Genomic DNA, 22,542 nt, shown 5'->3' with positions numbered 1-22,542 from the left:
GGACGCGAAGGCCAGGCTACGGTTCTGAATAGTTTTCAGGAACCGTGGCCCGATCAATGATCTCGATTGCGCCCGCGACGGGCGGGACGGGCGCTGGAGCGCGGCGGCGCGCTCGATGAGCGCATGACCAGCCGATAAGGCAACACGACACTTCTCGGGACAGGACTTCCAGCAATGGCATTGATGAGATAATCGGCGGCTCCCCGGCCGATTTCTGCTGCCGGAACACTGACCGTTGTGAGCGGCGGGTCCATTTGCGCCGCCAGCTCCACATCGTCAAATCCTGTGATGGAAAGCGTGGCCGGTACGGCCAGACCCATCTTGCGAGCCTCTGCCATTGCACCGATGGCAAGCGTGTCGGTGGTGCAGATGACTGCTGTCGTGTCCGGGTGATCGGTGAGGAGTTGACGAAGGGCACTACGGCCTTGGGCAAGTGAATAATCGGCCTTGACGATCTGGGTTGGCTTGAGCGGGAGGCCGGCGTCCGAGAGCGCGCGCTGAATTCCCTCAAGCCTGGCACGGGATCTGTCGTTTGACGCAGCAACAACGTTGGCAATTGCGCCGAAACGGACGTGTCCAAGCCTTAGCAGATACTCCGTCATCTCGCGGGTGGCGCTTTCGTTGTCGATTCCGATCGCGGGGATGCCGCCGCCGGCCTTGGCAACATAGGTGGTGATGACGGGTACGCTTGCCTGTTCGATCAGACTCCTCAGCTCCCGTCCGTGGGAAGCTCCGACCAGCACAATTCCATCGATGCCACGTTCAATGAGACTTTGCAGTTCCTGAAGTTCACGCCGCTGGTCATATTGCGAATTCGCAATGAACAGCGTGTAGCCGCTTTCGCTGAGGCGGTTCTGGAGCGCTTCGACCCCTTCTGCAAAGATACCGAGCGCCAGCGTCGGAACGATGACGCCGACGGTCCGCATGCGTCCCGATTTTAATGCTCTGGCTGCGCTATCGCGTGTGTAGGCGAGGTCATTGATATGCCGCATGACCCTGTCGCGAAGCTCCGGCCGTACGATATCGGGGTGATTGAGCACTCGCGATACCGTCGCCGGCGACACATTCGCCTTCCGGGCAACGTCCTCGATCTTCACGCGCGGCTGCAGGCGGCCTTTTGGCGCGATTACAGGTTTCTTGTCCATTTGCGTTGGTCAACCAGAAGAAGGAGAGGGGCACCCTCTCAAAAGGGTTAAACCATCATGAGCGCCACCTTCTCAAGCCCTGTATACGGGCTGTCGGCGCTATTTCTGGCCCTCTCATGCGCACATCGAGCGGGGGAAGCGAATCTCATTCGAAAGTTGGTTGATTTGCTTGACTCCGGTTCTTGCGCGGCCTAAGTCTGAAATCGATTTCAGAAATCGAGAGCCAAGCAGCTCGATTTCAGGCAAAACCGAAAGCAAGGACGTATGGTCGATCTCTTGAAGGGCATTCGTGTCCTCAGCCTCAATCACTTTCTGATGGGTCCGGTCGGCGTGCAGTTTCTCGCCGACCTCGGTGCGGACGTGATCGCCGTGGAACCGCCCGGAGGGGCCTTTCAGAGGAAATGGGGCGGGGCGGACAAGCGGGTTGATGGCCAGTCAATGTTGCTTCTCACGGGCAACCGCAACAAGCGCAGCCTCACGCTCGATCTGAAAAAACCCGAAGCCGTCGTCATCGCCAGGCAACTGATCGCGAAATCGGATGTAATCGCAGAGAACTTCCGTCCGGGTGTGCTCGACAAGCTTGGTCTCGGCTACGAGGATGCAAAGAAGATCAATCCGCAGATCATCTATGCGGCTGCCTCCGGCTACGGTCCTGACGGGCCCTACGTCAACCGCCCCGGCCAGGATCTCTTGATCCAGGCCCTATCAGGACTTGCGATGATCACCGGAAGTCGCGAGCAGGGGCCGCGGGCTGTGGGCGTTTCCGCCATCGATCATCACGGCGCCGCCTTGTTTGCCGCGGGCATTCTAGCTGCCCTGGTGAGGAAAGCGCGCACGGGGCAGGGCTGCCGCGTCGATGTTAGCCTACTGTCGGCTGCGCTCGACCTGCAGATGGAATCCTTTACCTGCTACCTGAACGGCCAAAGGCCTGACGACGTCCGTCAGCCGGGTCCGGTGGCGGGCTGGTACTACGGCGCGCCCTACGGCATCTATGCGACACGCGATGGACACATTGCGATCTCTTTGGGATCGCTGGAGGCGCTCTCAGACGCGCTTGGCCTTCCGCTCGACCAGCGAATTCCTGACGGGGAGGCGTATCGCCGGCGGGACGAAGCCTCAGCCATGATTGCGCCCAGTGTCGCCAAACGCACAACCACCGAATGCATCGCCTTGTTCGAGGCGCGTGGAATTTGGCACGCTGCGGTGAACGATTATGCTGACGTCGTTGAGGATCCGCAGATTGTGCACAACAGAAATTTTCAGGTCGTGACCGGCGCGACCGGAACTCCCATCACCCTCGTCAGCCATCCCGTGCGCTACGACGGCGAGCAGCCGGACGTGCGTTTGCCCCCGCAAAAGCTCGGTGCGCAAACGGAAGAGATTCTGAAAGAGCTGGGCTATGACGCCAGGACATTGAAGCATCTTTACGATACGGGCGCCATCGGCGCTGCGGACTCGCATCACTAAACGACCAAAGTGACTTCTCGAAAGTAGCGCGCTTACGTCAGGAGGGCATGGTGATCGGCATAAACTTGCGCGCGGCTTTCCCTGCGGTGTTGCTGACGAGGCGTGCTCCTCGGCAGCGATGCAACCAAGCGCACGCTTGGAAGTCTGGTGAACATTAACCGTTCACCCCAGTCCAGGACCTGTTGGTAAAGAGCTTTAAGTTGCCGCCAGGCCAAAGCCGCGCGGCAAGTTTTATGTTGGATCAGAGCCATGTCGGAAAGCCAATATCTGCCCGCGCGCGAGCGTATGTTGAAGCGCATTGCCGAGACCAGGGACACTGCACGCACGGGCTTGCCACACTGGGCGAGTGCCGCCGACGGAACATGGACGTTTACGCCCGATGGTGATTGGACCGGCGGGGCCTTTGTCGGCGAGCTTTGGCTCGCGCATCTCGCTAATCCCAGGCAGTTCCCAATCGAAGACGCGCGTGCTGCGCTAAGCCGAATGTTGCCGCGTGCCGAGCGGCTTACGGCCTTCAAGGGTTTCGGCTTCTATCATGCTGGCGCCCTCGGCAGCATCCTGTTCGAGGACGAAAACGCGCGCGAGGTGGCTCTGACAGCTGCAAGGTCGCTTCGTGATATGTTCGATCCACACCTCGGACTGATACCGTTGGGCAGGGATGCCGAGGAGGCGAGCGCAGTCGGAGCCTCCGAGAGCAGCATCGACTCGCTCCAGGCGACAGGCCTGCTCTTTTGGGCCGCGGACGAGCTTTCCGATGCCCGGATGGAGGAGGTCGCCAATGCACATATGCGGCGTGTCCTCGAGATCCACGTACGGCAGGACAATTCAGTTATCCAGTCTTCCACCCTTGATCCACAGACCGGCGAGGTGCTCAGAACGCACACGCACAAGGGCTATAGCGATATCAGCACTTGGGGCCGGGCGCAGGGATGGGCGATGCTCTACACCGCTCACGCCGCCATGGTCCGCCCGGACGAACCACTATGGCGCGACTACGCCGTGCGCCTTCTTGACTGGTGGATCGACCATGTCCCTGCGGATCTCATTGCCTTCTGGGATTTCGACGATCCGGCGATCCCCAATACCAGCAGGGATACTGCGGCCACTGCTATCGCTGCTGCCGCGGCGCTGCGCCTCGCATCCGCACTTGGTCCTGAGCGGGGCGCCAGATATCGATCATTTGCGGAGCGCACAGTTACTCAGCTGAGCTCGAAATACCTGACGCCGACTGCTCCCGATGACCCGCGCCCGCCTGGAATGCTCACCGGCGGCTGCTTCACCCGAAAGGCGATTGTGCGCGATATCGATGCGGCTCAGAACGTCGAGCTGATCTTCGGAAGCTACTTCCTGTTTGAATGTCTTGCCGTCCTCACGGACCTGGTGCCGCCTGGCTGGATTTAATGGGGAGGCACGAAAGGCGTCCAACGCGAGCAAAGCCTCAAACCAATCTCGTTTGTGACGCCATGCTAGTCAATCTGTCAAAAAAGTGCGCCGGTATCGGCGCCATTCCTTAGATGTTTGCGATGGCTGACCCCGTTCGACAGCAACTGACCGCCTCCTGTCTGGAATCCTCTACATGAGAAGTGCGAAGACTCCCATCTATCGCGGCTTGTTCCCGGTGGCTCCGACGCCGTTCACGGAGGCTGGAGATCTCGATCTTGAAGGGCAGCGGCGCGTTATCGATTGCATGATTGATCAAGGCGTGGACGGGATCTGCATTCTGGCCAACTATTCCGAGCAGTTCCTGCTGTCTGATCAAGAACGCGACATTCTGGTCGAGCTCTGTCTTTCGCATGTCGCGGGCCGCAAGCCAGTCATGGTGACCTGCAGCCATTTCAGCACCCAGATTGCGGTGCAACGCGCCCGCTATGCGGCCGAACGTGGCGCAAGCCTCCTCATGCTGATGCCGCCTTATCATGGTGCAAGCCTCAAGGCGGATGACGGGGCCATGATTGGCCATTTCGGCCGGGTCGCAGACGCGGCAGGGATCCCAATCATGGTCCAGGACGCGCCGCTCTCCGGCGTTACATTGACGGTCCCGTTTCTCGTCCGCCTCGCTTGCGAGGTGCCGCTCGCCAGATATTTCAAGATCGAGGTCCCGTTTGCTGCTGCCAAGTTGCGCAGTCTGATCGAGCTCGGCGGTGAGGCCATCATTGGTCCTTTTGACGGGGAGGAGGCCATCACCATGATGGCAGACCTCGACGCCGGTGCGACCGGAACGATGTCGAGTGCGCTGCTGCCCGATCTGCTTCGCCCGGTGCTCGATCACCACAAAGCGGGACGCAGGCAAGAAGCCGCTCTTGCCTATGCAAAGGTGCTGCCGCTCATCAATTTCGAGAACCGCCAGTGCGGCCTGCGCGCTGCCAAGAGCGTGATGGCTGAAGGTGGTGTGATCAAATACGAAGCGGTGCGGCATCCGCTCGATGGGCTCCATCCGGCGACGAGAGCTGGATTGATCGAGCTTGCGCACGAGCTCAACCCGCTGGCTCTTCGCTGGGGACATTGAGGCATGAACAATCCGGAACAAGCGGTGCAGGCACAACCTGTGTACCCCCAGATCAAGATGTTCATTGCCGGGGAATGGACGGAAGGGGAGGCAGAGCGCTCGGAAGAGATCCTCAACCCCGCGACCGGACAGCCCATTGGCGAAACGCCTTACGCATCCCGCGGTGATCTTGATCGTGCCCTCGCGGCGGCGGCGGACGGCTTCGAGATCTGGCGAAAGGTTTCTGCCTTCGACCGGTACAGGACCATGCGCAAGGCCGCCGAGCTCATGCGCTCGCGCGCAGCCGACATCGCTGCAATCATGACCCTCGAACAGGGTAAGCCGCTGAGCGAGTCGAGTGCTGAAACGCTCCTCGCTGCCGATATCATCGACTGGCTCGCCGAAGAAGGGCGGCGCGCTTATGGGCGGATCGTGCCGGCGCGCTTTGGCAATATTGCCCAGCTCGTGACCAAGGAGCCTGTCGGGCCGGTTGCGGCATTTACGCCCTGGAATTTTCCGATCAACCAGGCCGTGCGGAAGATCTCGGCGAGCCTTGCAGCCGGCTGCTCCATCATCGTCAAGGGACCTGAAGAGACGCCAGCGAGCTGCATGGAGCTGGTGCGTAGTTTCGCGGATGCGGGCTCGCCGGCGGGCGTGATCAATCTCGTCTTCGGCGTGCCATCCGAAGTTTCAGACCATCTCATACGCCATCCTATCGTCCGTAAAGTCTCCTTCACCGGTTCGACCGTAGTCGGAAAGCATCTCGCAGCCCTTGCCGGCGCCCACATGAAGCGCACCACCATGGAACTCGGCGGGCACGCGCCTGCCATCGTTTTCCCAGATGCCGACGTCGAGAAAGCCGCAAGAATTTTGTCGGCGAACAAGTTCCGCAATGCCGGCCAAGTCTGCGTCTCGCCGACGCGGTTTCTGGTGCATGAGAGTGTCTATGAAGATTTCGTCAAGAGGTTTGTTGCCGAGGCCAGCGCGATCAAGGTTGGCAATGGCCTTGAGAGAGACAGCCGCATGGGACCGCTCGCCAATTCGCGGCGGATCGACGCAATGGAGAGCTTTGTCGCGGACGCTCTCGATTGCGGCGCCCAGTTGCGCACCGGCGGCAAGCGTATCGGCAATGCGGGGTACTTCTTCGAGCCGACGGTCCTGACCGATCTTCCACCTCAAGCGCGCATCATGAATGAAGAGCCGTTCGGCCCTGTCGCCCCGATTGCGCGGTTTAAGACCTATGACGACGTTGTCACGGAGGCCAATCGACTGCCTTACGGGCTCGCCGCCTATGCCTACACGCGATCCGCCGCAACCATGGCCGCGATCGGGGCCGATCTCCAATGCGGGATGGTATCGATCAATCATCATGGGCTTGGGCTTCCCGAAGTGCCCTTCGGAGGAACGAAGGAGTCCGGCTTCGGCTCGGAAGGTGGCCTCGAGGCAATCGAGGGCTATCTCGACACCAAATTTGTGAGCCAGGCGAGCTAGAACCGGAATCCCAGGTGCCAAACCGGAGCAGAACGATTGTTCGACGGTGCCGCCGGATAGCTTCAAGCGCTCTCCCCTTCTCCGCTGGCAGACCGGTACGTCTGCCTTCTCCCCGGACTTGAGCCGCTGTCGGAGAAATCCGGCAGCGGTTCTTTTTCCTTGCGGGACTGACACCTTATTGTTCATTCAGGCGGAAGCAGAAGTAAGATACTTTGTCCGGCAAATCGGCGCGGACGGATAACAGCTGCGTGTGCCAAAGCCCCCAAACTTCCGCGCCAATGATAGCCCGCGAGCACCACGAATATTGGCGCGGCCCAGCATGACCATCGCCTGGAATTTCTCGGCGATGACCATCTCACGCGCATAAGCGCGCAGATGCGGAGCAGGAAGATCGTGGAGAACCGACAAGTCCATTTCCAGTAGACCCGGTTCGACCGCATCATCAACGGCCATATCGATAACGATACGGGCCTTGGCGGAACAATGCGTCGGCGGTGATGCGCAGTCCGCCATACTCGGTTTCCTCGCGAATGCGATTGACCTTGAGGCTGTTTGGATCGAACTCCGCCCATCGTTGTATGAAACGCCGCTGACTTCTTTGAAGATGCGGACCGTCTCGTCCTAATCATCGTTCTCGATGACGAGGGAGTCGAGGGGCGCCACGGACTCGTGGAAAAATGGCCCGCTTGGAGCCATACCAAGCATTTACGATAGGGCCAAATGTGGTAGGGTCAGTTCACCTTTGCCTGCGACAACTGAGAGGTTGAGTTCCTGCGCGGCAGCATCCAGGACCGGCACGGAAACGGCACTCTCGCGCGCTAGGCGCACAGCACACTCGATGTCCTTTGCAGCATTTGCAATCGAGATTGCCAGTGCATCCGGTTTCTCTCCCAACAAAAAGGCGGCGAAGGCTTGGAATATTCCACTGTTCGTAGAGCCCCGACTGACCAAAGACCGTAGTGTTACAAGATCTATCTGAAGACTATCCGCGAATTGGCAGACCTCAGCGGCGACCGCAGCTATGCCCATAGTCATGCTGTTGTAAACAAGCTTGAGCTTGTGGCCGTGTCCGACATCTCCAACATGCATCACGGTCTCGCAAAACGCAGCAAGAATGCGTTCAGCGACGGGAAAGAGTGTTGTATCCGACCCAACCATCGCATTGAGGAGGCCGAGCTCTGCTTGCTCGGGGCTTCGTGTTACTGGAGCATCAATAAAGCTTAGACCTCGTCCTTGCGCCGTTTTCGCCAATGCAATAGTCGAGGCAGGATACGAGGTTGTGCAATCAATTATCAAGCCTCCTCGGCACATGTGGACAAATAGTCCATCGTCATCAAGGCACACCATCTCAACTTCGCGGCTGGACGGTAAGGACAACACCACCACACTTACATGCTGCGCCAACTCAGCGATCGACGTATGTTCGCGGGCCCCTGCACTTATCAGGCGATCGGCACCGAACCGCTCCTTGTTGACTTTGATGTGGAGTTCGCGTTGCTGACGCAGCAGGCTGATGCCTATACCTGTTCCCATGCGCCCCGCTCCGATAAGCCCTACGCTCTGCTTGATCAGTCTGGGAGCCGCGCTCGCTGATGATCCCTTACTCATGGCTTAGCATTCCGAAAAGTAGCCACGGCTTTGCAGGATGGGCAGCAGCTCGTGATGGTTGTTGATCGTGTAATCTGGACGCGCGGCTTGCAGGCGCGAGGTCGAAACAAATCCTCCGGTAATGGATATGCTCGTCAGACCGAGATTACGTGCAATATCAGTCTCCACGGGCATATCGCCGATGATGAAGGTTGATGCGGGCTTCAGGTCGTACCTTTGCATGTAAAGCCGAAGCCGCTCTCCTTTGCTCATTGATTTGTATTGCGTGGCGCGGCTTTCAAAAGCGAGCACATCGGTAATGTAGTGATCTACTCCAAGCCTCCTCAGCTGGGACTGTAGAGGCGCCACTATGTGGTTGCTGAGGATGATGAGTAGAGCGGATTGTCGTCGCGCTATCTCGAGCACTCTGCGCGCGCCCTCACGTAGATCGGCCTTGGCCGCAAGAGGCTCGTATAAGTCGTGAAATAGTGCGCCATCATCACGCTCCATTGCCTCAATCTCTTCGCGCGACATTCCAAGGCTAAGGTAGAGAAGAGAGAGGGGAACATCACAACGATCCCGAAAGGTCTTTATATCGATGCTCGGACGACCAAAGCGGTCCAAAATGACATTGGTCGTTTCGAGCAGCGCATAGGTGTCATCGAGCAGTGTTCCGTTCCAGTCAAATACGAGAGCGGGTTTCATGATTCTGACCTCAGAGGGGTATTGACAGGAAAAGCGGCCAGCAACGCTTCCAAGTGTCTACGCGCGCGCTGCCGTCCAGCGGGGGTCGGCATGTCGAACGTGAACGGTGATAGATCGATGCCCTCTAGCCTGTCGGCCAAAACGGATACAAGGGCGCGGAAAGGCAGATAAGTTATCGATGCTGCTTGGATCGCCGTCGCAATGTTGCTCTCAACGATTCTGAGTGCTGGCGGCTCCATCCTATGGAAGCGAAGGCATTGGGCGCGCAGCTCGGACGGCAGCCGCTTCAATGCCTGCCAGAATGCGAGCTCATCTAGCGTATCAATACCCATGCCGTAGTAGTTTGGCGCAACTATAGGGGGAGAACCTATCGCCCAATGTACGTCTTTGGCTCCAGCGGCAAGGAGCATCATTGTGACGGCTTGGCTGGTATCGCCTCGAATGAGGGCTTCGTCGACAACTATTAAGGTCCGTTCGGCTATGGCCGGTTCCGAAACTCGATACTTCTGGGCAATGCGAGATTGCCGGGCGCTGGTTCTGCCGAGGAGCGTTCGCTCTTGAAATTGCGTTGCAACTACGTCACTACGCTCGGCAAGCACGCCCTGTTCGGCGAAAGAGTCAAATAGACCATCGGCGTACGGGCCCCCAGTATTTGGCATTGAGGACACGATTGGCGGCATCAAGAGTGGCTCTGCTTGAAGTCGCTCCGCAACAATTCTTCCCAAAGAGAGCCCGATGTTGTAACGGGTTTGGCGATGTGAATGGCCCTCGACCGACGTGTTTGGACTTCCCAAATAGAGGGCTTCGTACGCGCAGAGCTTGGCCTTATGTCCTCGGCAGTTCAGGGCATGGTCAACGCTGGCGCCGGTCTTGGCGTCCACGCGCTGTATGCTCCCAGGCAAGAGCTGGCTGATCTCACCTTCCAAGCCTGCGAAGGCACAATTTTCAGAAGCAAAGAGCAACAAGCCATTACTTGCTCGCATAGTCTCCAATGGTCGCAAACCGCTTCGACTGCGGTATGCAACAAGATCTCCGTCCTTATCTAGCAAAAGCGCACTTAGGGCACCATCGATACGATCATCAAGCTCGCGAAAGATAGCTTCGTAGTTTACGGGCCGGCCGTGACGCCAATATTCTCGTTCGCAAGAGTGTTCAATCCACCTCAGCAGGAGCTTGGCGTCTGTGTTCGTATCTATCAGTTGGCCTCGAGCGAGTAATTCGCTCTTGAGTTCATGAGCGTTCACCAAGGCGCCGTCCAGAGCAATGGCAAAATGGCGGTTAGGCATTGACTGCACGTCGTCGCCATCTCCAGTTCCACAGGATCCGCCACGGATCTGCGCGATTGCAACATGAGGCCGAAAGCACGGGTCCCGTTCGATGCAGTCAATGAGCACAGAGCTATCGTTCGATCGAAAGGTTCCATGTCGGAGTCCACGCTCTTGCATAAAAGCAGAGACGACGACACCCGCTTGCCCACGGAGTGCAAGTGTCGGAATCATTTTGTTTAGCTGATCAAGGACACGCGGCGATGGTTCGCTTGAAGCGCAGAAAAATGCACCGGCGACACCGGACATATAGTCACCCACTTGTTAAGGAGTCGCTCTGGCGGGGCGCCTCGATGGCACTTCGATTCATCCTTAAGCAAGCGTCGTACCAGCCCTTTGCATGTGCTGGCTGGCATTTCCGGAGCGAGTAGGGTTGGAAGACAGGCCATTCTAGCCATCGAGTGGGTATTGTGCGTCGTTTCAGCACCCACGCGATGTTCAGGATGCTACGACCATGTGCGAAACGCTCCACACCGGAGCGAGCAGGAAGTGGGGGCTTAAGGTCGACGAAAGCCTTCTGCACTTTCACTCATGTCTTTCATTTTTGCGTCCAGCCACCAAACCGGTTCTTTAAAGACAACCAGCCTACGAAAAGGAGCTCTAAGCAGGCCAGAGAGTGGCGTTCGACGCTCGCCTGATCAACTACTAACAGTGGTGATTGATCAGGACCATGAACCTTGGCCAGAACGAATCGTGTCGCTTGCGCGGACCAACCCATGACGATCCACCTTCAAACGGTGTGGTCAGGAACTGCAATATGTCACCTTCAACGACTCTGGCGCTGCGCGCGCGGCCAAATTATCTTGTATCCGACATTCTTCGAGCCCGAGGGGGCTCAGGTGTCCACGTCCTTGGCGGCAAAACGCGGCTCGATCGACGGCGCTGAGATAACAGGTGGGTAGGCGGATATACCAAGCCGCCATGATCCCGGATCCTGTACTGCCGAGTCCTAGCTGTGGAGGGCATCCTCGTCCCTGTGTCTTCACGCAATACAGACGACGGTGCAACGATCAGGGGCTGTTCGCGACCTTGAGCGAGACACCACTTAAAAAAGGAGCATCTGTTTGTTTTCTCAAAGTGCCGTCACTCCCAAGCCGGTACAGACTAGCGCATCGGTGTTGCCGACACTCCCGGAATCTCGGCACATGGCACCTGTGAGATGCGCAGTCGCCACGATTCATAATGTCGTCCTAGCGCGAATGCCTAGGCGCTAACTGAATTACGAAGCGCGTTCGTCTCACGGTGAGCCATTTCGTGGCAGCGCGGCCATGATCTCGTTTAGCCGGCAGAAAATTTCGCTGCACCCGTTCGCTCGACCTCGCAGAAGGCATAACGGGGGCCCCGGGTCGCGCGCATGGAAATTGTTGCTGTAGGCCCGAGTGCTTGGTCCGAAACCGAACGCGTTCGGTGTCACGAATCGGTCAAGCAGCCTCCAATCTCGACTTTAATCAGACAATTGCCGGCGATTCCTCTGATTGGAACTGGCCCAGAGCGTGCATCGTGAAAGATGGGAGCCCATCTGAGTCTCGCAACGTGAGCAGCAGTTGGGGGAGCGTTCAAATCGAGTGTATCTGACATTAGGTTCGGAGACTGTATGCGAATCTGCGGTATCAAACTGACTCATGACGGAGCAGTCGCCCTTGTCGAGGACGGAAGGCTGGTCTTTTGTGTGGAGCAGGAGAAGCGGGACAATAATCCGCGATATCAAAAACTCCACAATCTCGATGCGGTTGTTGTCGCCTTGGCAGAACACGGTTTGGATCCGCGGGACGTTGACCGGTTCGTCATCGATGGATGGTGGGGCGAGAGTGAGTCACAATTTCAGGTTCTCAGCGGGACTGCACCCATTACCCTTAAAGGGGCGCCGTATGTTGAGGGCGATGCCGACGGCCTCCTCATAGCGCGCGACGGCGCTGGGCTGATGCTCAAGGGGAGCGCCTTCCCTTATAAAAGCTATCCGCATGTCACAGGTCACGTGGCTTCCGCTTTTTGTACCAGTCCTTTCGCCAAGGCCGGGCAACCCGCGTTCTGTCTGGTTTGGGACGGCGCCTCCTTTCCACGGCTCTACCATGTAGAGCGCCACGCAGCCAGGTTCGTCGAGTGCCTCTTTCCGCTGATCGGGCATGCTTATGCTGCCGCAGGCTATCACTTCGGACCATACAAGCAGGCTAACCGCATCAAGTGGGACCTCGGTGTTGCGGGCAAGTTGATGGCCTACATCGCGCTCGGTTCGGCCGATGAAAGCATCGTCGAGGTGTTTCAGGAGCTCTATGAAAAGCACTTTAGCATGTTCACGGAGCCAGTCGGTCGTTGCAGCGAGGACGCCGCGCTTGAGCCTGTCCATGCGTTCTTCGATGCCTGCGTGCTACGGTTAAAGGCCAAAGCCCCCGCAGATGTGCTTGCATCCTTTCATTGCTTCCAAGAGCGTCTGCTCGTTAGCAAACTGGCGAGTGCTATACAGAGGCATTCGAGGTTTTCCGCGCGCAATCTGTGCATAGTCGGTGGCTGCGGTCTCAACATAAAATGGAATAGTGCACTACGAGCTGCCGGCTTGTTCGATGCTATCTGGGTGCCACCCTTTCCGAATGACAGTGGCTCGGCAATAGGTGCTGCTTGCTCCGCATTGGCGGCGGACCAAGGTTTTGTACCATTGGAATGGTCCGTCTATAGTGGTCCAGCCGTGGAACGAGGCGACATGCCGCCCGGATGGGGCGGCTCACCATGCAGCATGCGTGAACTTGCAACCATTCTCGCCAGCAACAAACCCGTCATTTTTCTTGCCGGCCGCGCGGAGCTTGGACCTCGGGCTCTCGGTAGCAGAAGCATACTGGCCGCGGCGACATCGCCGCAAATGAAGGACCGTCTCAACGACATCAAACTTCGCGAGCACTTCCGGCCTGTAGCGCCAATATGCCTGGAGGATCGGGCGCCGGATATTTTTAGTCCCGGAACGCCAGACCCTTACATGCTTTTCGAGCACCTAACACGAGCAGAATGGCGGGATAAGATCCCCGCTGTTGTGCATCTGGACGGATCTGCGCGATTGCAGACCATTTGCAGGACCTCTCGGCACAAGATCGCCGAACTTCTCGTCGAATACGAAGGCCTCACAGGCATTCCGCTACTATGTAACACCAGCGCCAATCACAATGGACGCGGCTTTTTCCCGAATGCGGCATCTGCCTGCCAGTGGAACCGCGTTGACCACGTGTGGTGCGATGGCATGCTGTGGACGAGACGCGAGGGCGGCGACTGAGCGCTGGTCAAAGGCATCTTTCTGTGGACGTGAGATTTGAGAACGGAACGCCGACCGTTCAGAGCCATTTGGGCGGCGGATAGTTCTCATCCAGCCCACGCAGACGTCCGCTAGAATACCCTCTCTTTCCGAGGACCCGATGACCGTGAACGGACCGCGGCGGATGTCGGACGTCTGAGTCAGTAGATGTCGTCGATTGGCGACATTCGACGATGTCGGCGAACGGCAACATCTTGATTGTCAGCGAATGGCGACATATGATAATGTAAGCGAACGCTGACATTCGGATTTGCCATGCTCACACGTACCGCAGCCGATCTTGGCGCCGTCATCCGCGACCGGCGCAAACGCCTCAAGCTCGATCAGTCGACGCTGGCCAAAAAGGTTGGTGTCAGTCGCCAATGGCTCATTGAAGTCGAGCATGGACATCCGCGCGCAGAACTCGGGCTAATCCGCCGCGTCCTCGATGCTCTTGGCATTAAGCTCGATGCAGACAGCAATCCCTCCGCGGGCCGCGGCGTCCCGAAAACCGCCGTCGATCTGGACGCCATCGTGGCGAAAGCCAAAAAAGGCAAGCCTTAATGGCCGAGCTCATTGCGGACGGCAACGAAGTCGGTCGTGTCCGAAGTGATGCACGCGGCCGGCTGACCTTTGTCTATGACAATGCATGGCGCAACGCTGAGGGAGCCTATCCTCTCTCGCTTTCGATGCCGCTTGCCGCTGAGGAGCATGGTCCAGCCGCCATTCAGGCCTTCCTGTGGGGGCTGCTTCCCGACAATGAGCAGGTGCTCGAGCGTTGGGCCAAGAAATTTCAGGTATCAGCGCGCAACGTGTTTGCTTTCATCTCGAACGTCGGTCAGGATTGCGCAGGCGCCGTTCAGTTTGTCACCCCCGATCGACTGGAGGCCTGAAAACGGGCCGAGATGACAAGATCGAATGGCTTGACGAGCCGGAAATAGCAAACCGGCTTCAAGCCTTACGCGAGGATCATGCTGCCTGGCGTCTGCCCGGCGATACGGGTCAATTCAGCCTTGCGGGCGCCCAGCCTAAAACTGCTCTTGTCCTCAAAGACGGCAAATGGGGCATTCCGTCCGGCCGCATACCGACCACCCACATTTTGAAACCGCCGACAGGCCACTTCGATGGTCACGCCGAGAACGAGCATATCTGCCTGCAGCTCGCGCGAGAAGTCGGGCTGCCGGCCGCTGAAACCAAGGTGATGCGCTTCGAAAAGGAAATCGCAATCGTCGTTGAACGCTACGACCAGCAAGTTAGTGGGAACGACATCATTCGGATTCACCAGGAAGATATTTGCCAGGCCATGGGCATCCTGCCGACCAAGAAATACCAGAACGAGGGAGGACCAACGTCTGCTGACGTGATCGAGCCCTTACGGACATACTCGACGGACCGCGACGCTGACCTTGAGACGTTCGTCAGCGCTTTGGGCTTCAACTGGCTCATTGGGGGGGGCCGACGCTCACGCCAAGAACTATTCCTTGCTTTTGGCTAGCGGCCCGCACGTACGGCTTGCGCCGCTCTACGACATAGCTAGCATTCTTCCTTACGATCACGTCGACCCGCGGAAGGTCAAGCTCGCCATGAAAGTCGGGGGCGCGTACAAGCTCGACCAAATTGGCTTGCGTCAATGGCAGAAGTTCTCGCGCGAAACGCGGGCTGATGCGGATTTGGTCACTGCTACTCTTATCTCCATGGCTGGGCAGATCCCCGACCTCGTTAACGAAATCCGCGCGCGCGCGCAAAAGGAGGGATTGGAGAACGCCGTTATCGAGCGATTGGCAGCGGCTTTGACCAAACGAGCTCGGGACTGCGAACGCGTTCTGAAGGGAACCTAGTTTTGGGGCCAGCAGATCAATCCGCACCGGCAGCACCAGCAGCAGCATGTTGATCGCCGGCATCGATGTCGACAGCGCGATCATCGCGGCCATGATGGCCGTCGGCGGCACCGGCGCCGGAATTGCCGGACCGCGATCATCGGCGCCGATGATCAGCAGCAGCGGCAGCAACACCAAGCCGGCGCCAGCCATGACGTGCCTCCGTATTGGCCTGATAGCTCTGGGGGGTGATACGGCCCGCACTTGAAACTCGAGAAACGGGCTGAGTCTCGCTATTAGGGACCCGCTTCCCGAACTCCAAATAGGCCGAACCCAGGACAAAAGGGAAGGTTTCGGCAGGCTTGGGAATCTCTGGGAGCGATCTCAACGCGACATGAGGGCGCTTTCGGAAGATCATTGCGATTCGGGCGCGCAGCGACTATACGCAACCTCCTAAAAGCACTGAACTTGTCGCTCGCATCGTTGCTTATCCGGGTACATCCAAGGGCAGATGCAAACGTTGCAGTCTGCTCATAGAGATCAATCGCCTTACGCCGCTCATTCAGAGACGAGGCATCGTCCGCCAGCGGAATTGAGGCAGAGTCAAACGGCAGTTGCCAAAATGGCTTTCCGCAGCTCCTGTGGTGTAGCTTGGACGAGGTGTGCACCTGCTGACAGATAGGCGAGTACGGGCGTCTTTTCGTAATCGCTGGGCTTAAATGTCGGAACGAGGTTGAGAGCGTCGAGTGACCACGCCAGAGGGTGGGGGCGGAGTCGTACTCGATGCTCCAAATGCCGAGTTCGGCGATATCTTTCGAGAGCCGCAGTGGCCAAAACTCTTGAGGCGCCCCTGACGACATCCAGGGAGCGTGACCAATTCCCTTGAGTCCGTGGATGAACACCACATGATGGCTGATTGTTGCGGTCGTTGATTTTAGAAGAATGTCCGTCAGGGGCCCGGGCCGCTCCGTGTATGGCGGCGCGATCTATGCTGAAATCGAGTGGGGATCGGCCGATTCTTCAACCCACAATAGCGAGTCACATCTTAGTAGAGTAGACGCTCGCTATGCGGCATTTGAGGGCGGGGTGAAGCCATTGCGTTGGCCAAATCCGAATAGAACTCTCCCAGCGCCAGAACTATAGCTTCTCAACCCACTCGCTAATCTCGTCGAGTATCTGCTCAAAGCCAGGCGGGGCCGCGTAATACAGCGCGCGGCTGCGGTCATAAGCATCGGTGTATAGCGCTCGAACCTTCTTATCGTTTAGGAGGAAAGCTTCATTCTGGGCGATAATCGGGTTGTCGCCCTGCCGGAAGCGCTTTTGTTTGTGTTCTGCGTATTCCTTCGTGCCGATGAAATTCTGAACCTCCTTATTCTGGAGCAGTTCGTAGACGTCGTAGTAGTGCCGCATGAACCCGACAGGGTCGCTGTTGTCGGTTTGTTGTTTGCGGAATTTCGTTGAGATGGTTTGTAGCTTCTCCACGAACGTGTATCCAGGATCGTAGCAAGGCACCGCCTTAGCGCGGTTGTCGATAATATCGACGTTGCTTGCACTGGCCCGATCGTAAAGCCAGGAGCTGATGTCTTTCGGTGCGTTCGGGGCTATAGTGTCGAAACCCACCTCGAGCAATACGCCTTCGCGAAGGCCTTCCATCGCCTCGCTCACACTAGCGTAGTTAAGTCTGATGCCGGCACCTCGGTAGTTGGGAACATCGTCAAACGTGGTATCGCGTTCCACTTTCGTGACGCCATCAATCTTGATGGTCTTGGCAAGCCAATCGAAGAAGTCTTTGCGCGACTGGATGTGCGCCGGCTTGTCGTGGTTCTTGTGAGTCTTCACGTTTTGGCCGGCCGGAGGTTCGATCAGAATATCGATATCTTCCGAAAAACGACGGACGATGTCGTTCCCTTTGGAAAGGGATGTGCCACCTTTTAGTTGGAAGGTGAATTTCTGCTGCTGTAGGCCATATAGGCAATGCATGATCCAGTAATCTTTCTCCACCAATGCTGGATCAATGCCTTTTTCTTCCGCCACAATCCGGATCAGATCTGCGAACTGCTCATGATTGTGGATAAAGTCAGCCGACATGCAATTCGTTGGCTCTCAGCGCGCGTTCGAAGAACTTCTTGGCGCGCTCGCTCCCATACGCGCGCACCGCATGACGCAAGCGCTTCGGATCGGACTCAGCAGCACGCTCCGCCACGCGTTTGAGAACCTGATCCTTGGCTTCGGCAAGGTGATTGACATTGTTGACCAGATCGACGAGCAGGAATTCCTTTGTCAGCGCCTTGGGAAAGCGCGGCTTCACGCGAAACGCAAAGGTGCGGTTGCCGAGCCGAAACTCTCCATGCCGTTTGTGATTGTAGACCACGGTCTTGTCATAGAGCTGCGTCGTGCCCACACCCAGGCTGTTGTAGGCGTTTGGCGAAGCCAGCAGGAACGTGTCGTCCTTCAGGAAGGCGCGCACGACCTCCTTGTCGGATGCCGGTGCCGGGCCGAACGCCGTTTCCTTCGGATACACGTACAATCCGCCCGAAACTTTCTTAAGAGTGCCGTTCTCGACCAACTCTCTGGCATGCCGGTCGACAGACCTGGACCAGCGGGCCAGATCGGCGAGCCGATAGGCCTGGCCCGGCTTCAAATGCCGCTTGAGTTCATCGAGCTTCGTCACGCTGAGCATATAAGTCAGAACTGACTTATATGCAAGTTTTTTCATTGAAAAATCATGCAAATTTAGGTGTATCTATTTGATAGAGAATGTATAAATTGTTGTCGTTATTGGTCAGCTGTAGATCGCAGTGAACTAGCCCTGTTCATGTGGGGACGGCGTCAATCTAAAGACGTAAGATGGCGTACCCTCCACGCGAGGCGAGTCCTTTTCGCGTTCTGATTTCCGGTATTGATGAAATTCATTGAGGCCAGCCCCGATATTCCGAATAGATCCGCGAGGTCAATGACGGAGAGGCCGTATTTCTCTGCGGCGCGGGTGTTTCGCGGGGCGCCAATCTGTCTTTGTTTCAGGAACTGACTGACAGGGTCTAGGAGAAGATCGGCGAGACTTTCGATAATGAGCCTGCGGAGCGCATAGCGTACGGTCGCCGTCAATCAGGCGATCGTTTTCCGGGTCGAGACCTTCGAGCCGACCGCGGACTTCAATCCTGCGAAGCTCTACAAGACCCGGCTCAAATGGCGCCACCTGGCTGGACGGGAACAGAGCAAGCTGCTGCTGACTGACCCGCAAGCCGTGATCCAGGGCCTTCTGAAGACTAAGGTCGCGACGCGCCCGGTTGGGACAATCAAGCCTCGACGCCCAGCGCGCGATCGCCACGGATCCCGCCGCATGGAAGGATTCCAGAGCTGAAGTATCGGAGAGTTGGACAGGAAGCCCTGCCGGCATTCAACCGGCAGAGTTTTTCTATGCCGGATCAAAGATGAAATCCGCGCCGCAGCATCGTGCGCCAGATGTTGCCGAGGCTCATAAGAAGATTCAGCCGGCGACCGTACCAGCCTCGAAGAGACCAAGCTCCCCTTCGAAGCCCTCAGTTAGGCAAAGCTCCCGAATGGCACGCGCGTTGACGAGGCACGCGTGACGTCGGCGGAAGGTCGAAGGTGGCGGCGCCGACACACAGGTCGACGGGTAACCCATCGCTCATAAAGTCTTGAGATACTCAACAAGCGCTCGGCGCTCGGCTTCGGTCAATTCTGGTCCGATGACGCCAGGCGGCAGCTTCGTTAAGTCGGTTTCCTTGCCCTCGAACGAATGTCCACGATTGCTGTTGCCAAGCAGCGACACATTAAAGTTCGTCAGGCCGGCCGCACAGCTCTCGGTCGCCTTTACTTTCGTAACAAGCCCGACCTTGACCGGGTCGAACGCACGACTGCCGACGCAAAACGACCTCGGCCGTTCGGCTTGCGGCACCAACATGTCTCTGAGTGTCGGAACGGACCCATTGTGAAGATAAGGAGCTGTTGCCCAAACGCCGTCCAACGGGCGGGCCCGGTACTGAGGCTCAAGGGCGAGTACTGTTTCGTCCTTGCCGTTGCGGCTCGCACGCGCCCCGACATAGACTCGCTGATTTTGGCAGTTCTTCCGGGGCCCCCACATTTGCCGCTTGGTCTCTTCAGAAGTGCCGTTCGCAATGACCCATTCTTCGATCGTTTTGCCGACCACGTCCATGAGCGCGAGTACAAACAGAGGATCTACGCCTTTATCAGCCAGAAGGCCACAACCTCCGGCTTTGTTGAGGTCATCTGCGGGATTTAATCCGAGTGACTCGGGTAGGTGAACGCGCCGCGTCGTGAGGACGTTAGATTGTTGGCGGTCGGTGCCGATCGCCGAGACCGGCATCTGGACGACGTTAAAATAATGCCGTCCCCCGACCTCTACCCAATTCTTCTCGTTCTTGGCTGAGCGATCGGGGTTCTCTGCGCGCCAGAATGAGTCTTCCGGCCACTTTTTGTCGAAGGCAGCATCGTTCACCGGGCCTCGGTGGCATTCAAAGCAGTGAGCACGATAAAGATCGCGACCCTGTTCAACGAGCTTTTCATCGATCGCCCAGGCCGGGTCACCGCGGAATTTCTGCTGCGCGTCCTTCCATCGGGGGGCTACGAGCCCGGTGAACTTTCTGCCTCCTGCATCTTCGGACGAAAAGGGATCGGTGCCGCGCAGAAGCTCTTCGAACCGCGCGATGTCGGAGAGATGTATGGATGAGGCAAAAAGCGGCCTTCCGGGCGCGGCAGCGATCATATTAATTTTTGCGCTGACACCGAGCGCTTCGCCTGCATTGCGAACGAGTTCGTTGAGAACAGATGCGTCATACTGTGCCCAAAGGAAATACGGCGTGTCCCAGATCGGTGGAAAGCTCACGGGGGCATCGTGGCGCGTGAAGTTGCCCTTGAGGAGTGGCTCGGACAGTTCGCCGGTCAAGGGATCGAGCAGATTGCTATAGAAAACCTGGTTCCCGATCCGATTCAGCGCGTCAAGTCGACCGAACCCTTCATCGAGATCCGCCACTCCCTGACCCGTCAAAAGTCTGTCGGTCTCTGCCTTTTGGTTCTTGATCTTTTGGAGTGCTAGCTCAAGATCGCGTCGAAGCTGATTTCGATCGACACTCTGCCCTTTGATCTGCTCCAGCTTGCTAGCAAAACGCTCGAAACGCCATGGCAAGATCAGCGTGTAGCCGATAGACAGCCCGACGGCTCTTTCAACCTCGCCAAGATTGACCATCGCCGGCCCGCCGTCGAACCGTATGCTAACATTCTTGTATTCGAGATGGCCCGTATGACAGGCGGCGCAGGTTAGCCCGATCTGATCTTCATACGGGACGCCAGTCGCCGGATCGACACCGCCCTTGAGGATGGCAAAGCCGACCGGCAAAGCATTCGGGTTCGCGGGCGCGCTTGGAGTCCAACCGGGGTCGGCTATGTCCCCATTCGGCGCATCGTCGTGATAACCGTATGCGGGCGCAATACCGGCGAAGTCCTTTGAGCTAGGACTGGGAATGAAGCCGAGGCGGCGCAGGTAGTTCTCGTCCGTTAAGCTCGTGTAAGAGAAGGACAGCTCCGGGCGTTCCAGGGCCAAAAACCACTGATAAGGGACAGGGATGGTCGCTGTCCCCTGCGATGTGTGGTGAAACCAGTAACGCTGGCGAGCGCTCCAATTTTGCGGGAGCCAATAAGCGCTTTGTACTCTTGATGGCTCGGGCAGGGTCGCAGGCAGTAATTGAGCGACGAGATTGGCATCGTTCTTGATCTTAAGGGCTGCGTCGCGAACCTTCTCCGGGGCGAAATACACCAGGCCGGCCGCCACGATCACGACAACGACGGTCGCTAATAACAGGCTGGTGATATGAGGCCAGCGCATCAACCAGGAATAAAGACGAGAGCCAAAAGAAGGTCTGCCCATAGCAAGGACTCCATCCATCTTTTTCATGCGTCCAGCCGACCCGGCAGGCTACCGGAAACGGCTACGGCGTCTGTTACTTGTTCAGCAATTGGCTATTGATGAAGGCGACAACGTCGGACGTCTCGGCTGCCGCGCGCCTGGTTATCGTCGCGGCTGCCGGGCCGCCGCGCAAAAAGGATGGGAACCAACCGAAGTTGCGAACATTCCAGTTTTCTTTCGGCCACACCGCGCGGTTGACGCCCAGCACTGCGAAATTTGGAATTTTCCTGGCGAGTGGCTGTGCCGTCTCGGTGTGACAGCTCACGCAATCGGTATTGAAGAAGTGGCTCTTCTTCGTATCGGCAATGGTATTGACGATCTCGATGATGCGGCTGTTGGGCACGTTACCATCGATGAACTCGGAGGTCGAAACACCCTTACGATCGCCTTGAGGCAAGGGCGGATTTTGCAATGCCGCGTGTCGACAGGTGACCGGGTTTTGATTGTTCGTGCCCGGCTCCGGGACCACGTGCTTTCCGCCGACGGCGCTGAACATTTGTGCCACGTGCATACCATCAAGCGTCGGGGCGGGGACTGGGATTAGGCCTGCTTGCGGGACCCTTAACATCGATACGAAAATCCAGGGTTCTGGCGGGGCGATGCCCATCACGGCCATGGTATTGAGGCGCTGCGGCGAGAGGTGCTTCTCAATCAAAGCCTTGAGGGCATCGCGGAACGCCTTTGCCGATGCTCCTACAAGACCCGGATGCACATTCAGATCACCCGCAGTCGAGACTTTGACATTGCCAAACTGTCCGGCCCCAAGCTGATCGCGCAAGGTCGCGACGTCACGAAGGATCGCCTTGAATGCTTCGTCGTCCGGTTTGAATCGCGGGAACGGCCCGCAACCATCCAGAGGCGGGTCCGGGGCGAGAGTGAAGCTGAAGATAAGGTGGCCTGCAGTGTCATGAACCTTGAAGCCGTCCGGCCCGTTGGTCACCGGCTGAATGATGAGCCGGATCTGTGGTTGTCGGCCAAACTGCGCGATGATCTCCGGCGACAATCCCGGCGCGCCCGGATCGATGCGGATGCCGGCCACAAACCAGGCGCCGACCTTTTTCACGGCATCGGGAAACTGAATGTGCCGTGCACCCGAATCCGGCACGCCCGGATGCTCCGGATTTTCGGCGTTGGCGATAAAATGCGCGAAATCCGCGTCGGAAAACAGCCGCTGCGGCGATCCCGAAGGGCCCGCAAGATCGGACACGGCGATCAGATTGGCGAGGTCTGAGCTGGCCCCGGTTGTCTGAACAGAATATCCGCGTCGATAAGTGGAGCCTCTGCCGGGGTTAGGCTGCCGTG

General features: G+C 57.8%; 19 protein-coding genes. 10 read left to right on the top strand and 9 right to left on the bottom strand.

Annotated elements, in window-relative coordinates; translation table 11 throughout:
• Window positions 1–53: 53 nt before the first annotated feature.
• The gene (locus D6B98_RS36290) at window positions 54–1,145 is read right to left on the bottom strand and encodes a LacI family DNA-binding transcriptional regulator (protein WP_126261771.1); all 1,092 of its coding nucleotides are present in this window, start codon (window positions 1,143–1,145) and stop codon (window positions 54–56) included.
• Window positions 1,146–1,409: 264 nt separating this feature from the next.
• Here D6B98_RS36290 and D6B98_RS36285 point away from each other — a divergent pair, with 264 nt between their 5' ends.
• The 4 genes from D6B98_RS36285 (at window position 1,410) to D6B98_RS36270 (ending at window position 6,588) form a co-directional block, all read left to right on the top strand.
• Window positions 1,410–2,612, top strand: a complete 1,203-nt coding sequence (locus D6B98_RS36285) for a CaiB/BaiF CoA transferase family protein (protein WP_126261770.1) — start codon at window positions 1,410–1,412, stop codon at window positions 2,610–2,612.
• 249 nt (window positions 2,613–2,861) lie between these two features.
• On the top strand, window positions 2,862–4,013 hold the full coding sequence (locus tag D6B98_RS36280) for a glycoside hydrolase family 88 protein (RefSeq protein WP_126261769.1): 1,152 nt from the start codon (window positions 2,862–2,864) through the stop codon (window positions 4,011–4,013).
• 175 nt (window positions 4,014–4,188) lie between these two features.
• Window positions 4,189–5,118, top strand: a complete 930-nt coding sequence (locus tag D6B98_RS36275) for a dihydrodipicolinate synthase family protein (protein WP_126261768.1) — start codon at window positions 4,189–4,191, stop codon at window positions 5,116–5,118.
• A 3-nt stretch (window positions 5,119–5,121) separates the two neighbouring features.
• Window positions 5,122–6,588 carry an NAD-dependent succinate-semialdehyde dehydrogenase gene (locus D6B98_RS36270; RefSeq protein ID WP_126261767.1) on the top strand — a complete coding sequence of 489 codons (1,467 nt, stop codon included), beginning with the start codon at window positions 5,122–5,124 and terminating at the stop codon, window positions 6,586–6,588.
• 186 nt (window positions 6,589–6,774) lie between these two features.
• On the opposite strand, the gene D6B98_RS36265 is transcribed toward D6B98_RS36270, so the two are convergent.
• From D6B98_RS36265 to D6B98_RS36250, 4 genes are all read right to left on the bottom strand, one after another.
• Window positions 6,775–7,101, bottom strand: coding sequence for a nucleotidyl transferase AbiEii/AbiGii toxin family protein (locus D6B98_RS36265; protein WP_126261766.1), 327 nt, complete (start codon window positions 7,099–7,101; stop codon window positions 6,775–6,777).
• 192 nt (window positions 7,102–7,293) lie between these two features.
• Window positions 7,294–8,196 (bottom strand): NAD(P)-dependent oxidoreductase, encoded by a 903-nt coding sequence (locus D6B98_RS36260; protein ID WP_126261765.1) that lies wholly within the window; start codon window positions 8,194–8,196, stop codon window positions 7,294–7,296.
• 3 nt (window positions 8,197–8,199) lie between these two features.
• Window positions 8,200–8,880, bottom strand: coding sequence for an HAD family hydrolase (locus D6B98_RS36255; protein ID WP_126261764.1), 681 nt, complete (start codon window positions 8,878–8,880; stop codon window positions 8,200–8,202).
• Window positions 8,877–10,454: an amidophosphoribosyltransferase gene (locus D6B98_RS36250; protein WP_235884827.1), complete on the bottom strand. Its 1,578-nt coding sequence runs from the start codon at window positions 10,452–10,454 to the stop codon at window positions 8,877–8,879. Before D6B98_RS36250 ends, D6B98_RS36255 begins: the two co-directional genes overlap by 4 nt.
• 1,345 nt (window positions 10,455–11,799) lie before the next feature.
• Between D6B98_RS36250 and nodU the strand changes: the two genes are divergently transcribed.
• The 6 genes from nodU to D6B98_RS36230 all read left to right on the top strand — a co-directional run bounded on the left by nodU (window position 11,800) and on the right by D6B98_RS36230 (window position 15,564).
• Window positions 11,800–13,461, top strand: coding sequence for a nodulation protein NodU (gene nodU / locus D6B98_RS36245; protein WP_126261763.1), 1,662 nt, complete (start codon window positions 11,800–11,802; stop codon window positions 13,459–13,461).
• 294 nt (window positions 13,462–13,755) lie between these two features.
• Complete coding sequence (locus D6B98_RS36240; RefSeq protein WP_126261762.1) at window positions 13,756–14,043, top strand: helix-turn-helix domain-containing protein; 288 nt, start codon at window positions 13,756–13,758, stop codon at window positions 14,041–14,043.
• Entirely contained in the window at window positions 14,043–14,372 is a 330-nt protein-coding gene (locus D6B98_RS41125; RefSeq protein ID WP_235884826.1) for a HipA N-terminal domain-containing protein, read from the top strand. Before D6B98_RS36240 ends, D6B98_RS41125 begins: the two co-directional genes overlap by 1 nt.
• The gene (locus D6B98_RS41120; protein ID WP_347338983.1) at window positions 14,258–14,974 is read left to right on the top strand and encodes a HipA domain-containing protein; all 717 of its coding nucleotides are present in this window, start codon (window positions 14,258–14,260) and stop codon (window positions 14,972–14,974) included. The genes D6B98_RS41125 and D6B98_RS41120 overlap by 115 nt, the downstream gene beginning before the upstream one ends.
• Window positions 14,886–15,317, top strand: a complete 432-nt coding sequence (locus tag D6B98_RS41115; protein ID WP_347338982.1) for a HipA domain-containing protein — start codon at window positions 14,886–14,888, stop codon at window positions 15,315–15,317. Before D6B98_RS41120 ends, D6B98_RS41115 begins: the two co-directional genes overlap by 89 nt.
• 46 nt (window positions 15,318–15,363) lie before the next feature.
• On the top strand, window positions 15,364–15,564 hold the full coding sequence (locus D6B98_RS36230; protein ID WP_126261761.1) for a hypothetical protein: 201 nt from the start codon (window positions 15,364–15,366) through the stop codon (window positions 15,562–15,564).
• An 869-nt stretch (window positions 15,565–16,433) separates the two neighbouring features.
• On the opposite strand, the gene D6B98_RS36225 is transcribed toward D6B98_RS36230, so the two are convergent.
• The 4 genes from D6B98_RS36225 to D6B98_RS36210 all read right to left on the bottom strand — a co-directional run.
• Window positions 16,434–17,384 carry a nucleotidyl transferase AbiEii/AbiGii toxin family protein gene (locus D6B98_RS36225; protein WP_126261760.1) on the bottom strand — a complete coding sequence of 317 codons (951 nt, stop codon included), beginning with the start codon at window positions 17,382–17,384 and terminating at the stop codon, window positions 16,434–16,436.
• Entirely contained in the window at window positions 17,374–18,027 is a 654-nt protein-coding gene (locus tag D6B98_RS36220) for a hypothetical protein (protein WP_235885252.1), read from the bottom strand. Before D6B98_RS36220 ends, D6B98_RS36225 begins: the two co-directional genes overlap by 11 nt.
• A gap of 918 nt (window positions 18,028–18,945) precedes the next feature.
• Window positions 18,946–21,228 carry a di-heme-cytochrome C peroxidase gene (locus D6B98_RS36215; protein ID WP_283810189.1) on the bottom strand — a complete coding sequence of 761 codons (2,283 nt, stop codon included), beginning with the start codon at window positions 21,226–21,228 and terminating at the stop codon, window positions 18,946–18,948.
• Between the two features lie 46 nt (window positions 21,229–21,274).
• Window positions 21,275–22,542: hypothetical protein (locus D6B98_RS36210; RefSeq protein WP_349644829.1), on the bottom strand; the 1,268-nt coding region annotated here is incomplete at its 5' end.

Source organism: Bradyrhizobium sp. LVM 105 (assembly GCF_003957705.1).
GTDB lineage: Bacteria > Pseudomonadota > Alphaproteobacteria > Rhizobiales > Xanthobacteraceae > Bradyrhizobium > Bradyrhizobium frederickii.
The sequence above is the reverse complement of the archived record's forward strand: the minus strand, read 5'-3'. Positions and strand labels throughout refer to the sequence as shown.

Bases quoted from the DNA above. Each gene is read 5' to 3' on its own strand.
- D6B98_RS36290 (WP_126261771.1), bottom strand. From the start codon at position 1,145: ATGGACAAGAAACCTGTAATCGCGCCAAAAGGCCGCCTGCAGCCGCGC.
- D6B98_RS36285 (WP_126261770.1), top strand. From the start codon at position 1,410: ATGGTCGATCTCTTGAAGGGCATTCGTGTCCTCAGCCTCAATCACTTT.
- D6B98_RS36280 (WP_126261769.1), top strand. From the start codon at position 2,862: ATGTCGGAAAGCCAATATCTGCCCGCGCGCGAGCGTATGTTGAAGCGC.
- D6B98_RS36275 (WP_126261768.1), top strand. From the start codon at position 4,189: ATGAGAAGTGCGAAGACTCCCATCTATCGCGGCTTGTTCCCGGTGGCT.
- D6B98_RS36270 (WP_126261767.1), top strand. From the start codon at position 5,122: ATGAACAATCCGGAACAAGCGGTGCAGGCACAACCTGTGTACCCCCAG.
- D6B98_RS36265 (WP_126261766.1), bottom strand. From the start codon at position 7,101: ATGGCGGACTGCGCATCACCGCCGACGCATTGTTCCGCCAAGGCCCGT.
- D6B98_RS36260 (WP_126261765.1), bottom strand. From the start codon at position 8,196: ATGAGTAAGGGATCATCAGCGAGCGCGGCTCCCAGACTGATCAAGCAG.
- D6B98_RS36255 (WP_126261764.1), bottom strand. From the start codon at position 8,880: ATGAAACCCGCTCTCGTATTTGACTGGAACGGAACACTGCTCGATGAC.
- D6B98_RS36250 (WP_235884827.1), bottom strand. From the start codon at position 10,454: ATGTCCGGTGTCGCCGGTGCATTTTTCTGCGCTTCAAGCGAACCATCG.
- nodU (WP_126261763.1), top strand. From the start codon at position 11,800: ATGCGAATCTGCGGTATCAAACTGACTCATGACGGAGCAGTCGCCCTT.
- D6B98_RS36240 (WP_126261762.1), top strand. From the start codon at position 13,756: ATGCTCACACGTACCGCAGCCGATCTTGGCGCCGTCATCCGCGACCGG.
- D6B98_RS41125 (WP_235884826.1), top strand. From the start codon at position 14,043: ATGGCCGAGCTCATTGCGGACGGCAACGAAGTCGGTCGTGTCCGAAGT.
- D6B98_RS36230 (WP_126261761.1), top strand. From the start codon at position 15,364: ATGTTGATCGCCGGCATCGATGTCGACAGCGCGATCATCGCGGCCATG.
- D6B98_RS36225 (WP_126261760.1), bottom strand. From the start codon at position 17,384: ATGTCGGCTGACTTTATCCACAATCATGAGCAGTTCGCAGATCTGATC.
- D6B98_RS36215 (WP_283810189.1), bottom strand. From the start codon at position 21,228: ATGAAAAAGATGGATGGAGTCCTTGCTATGGGCAGACCTTCTTTTGGC.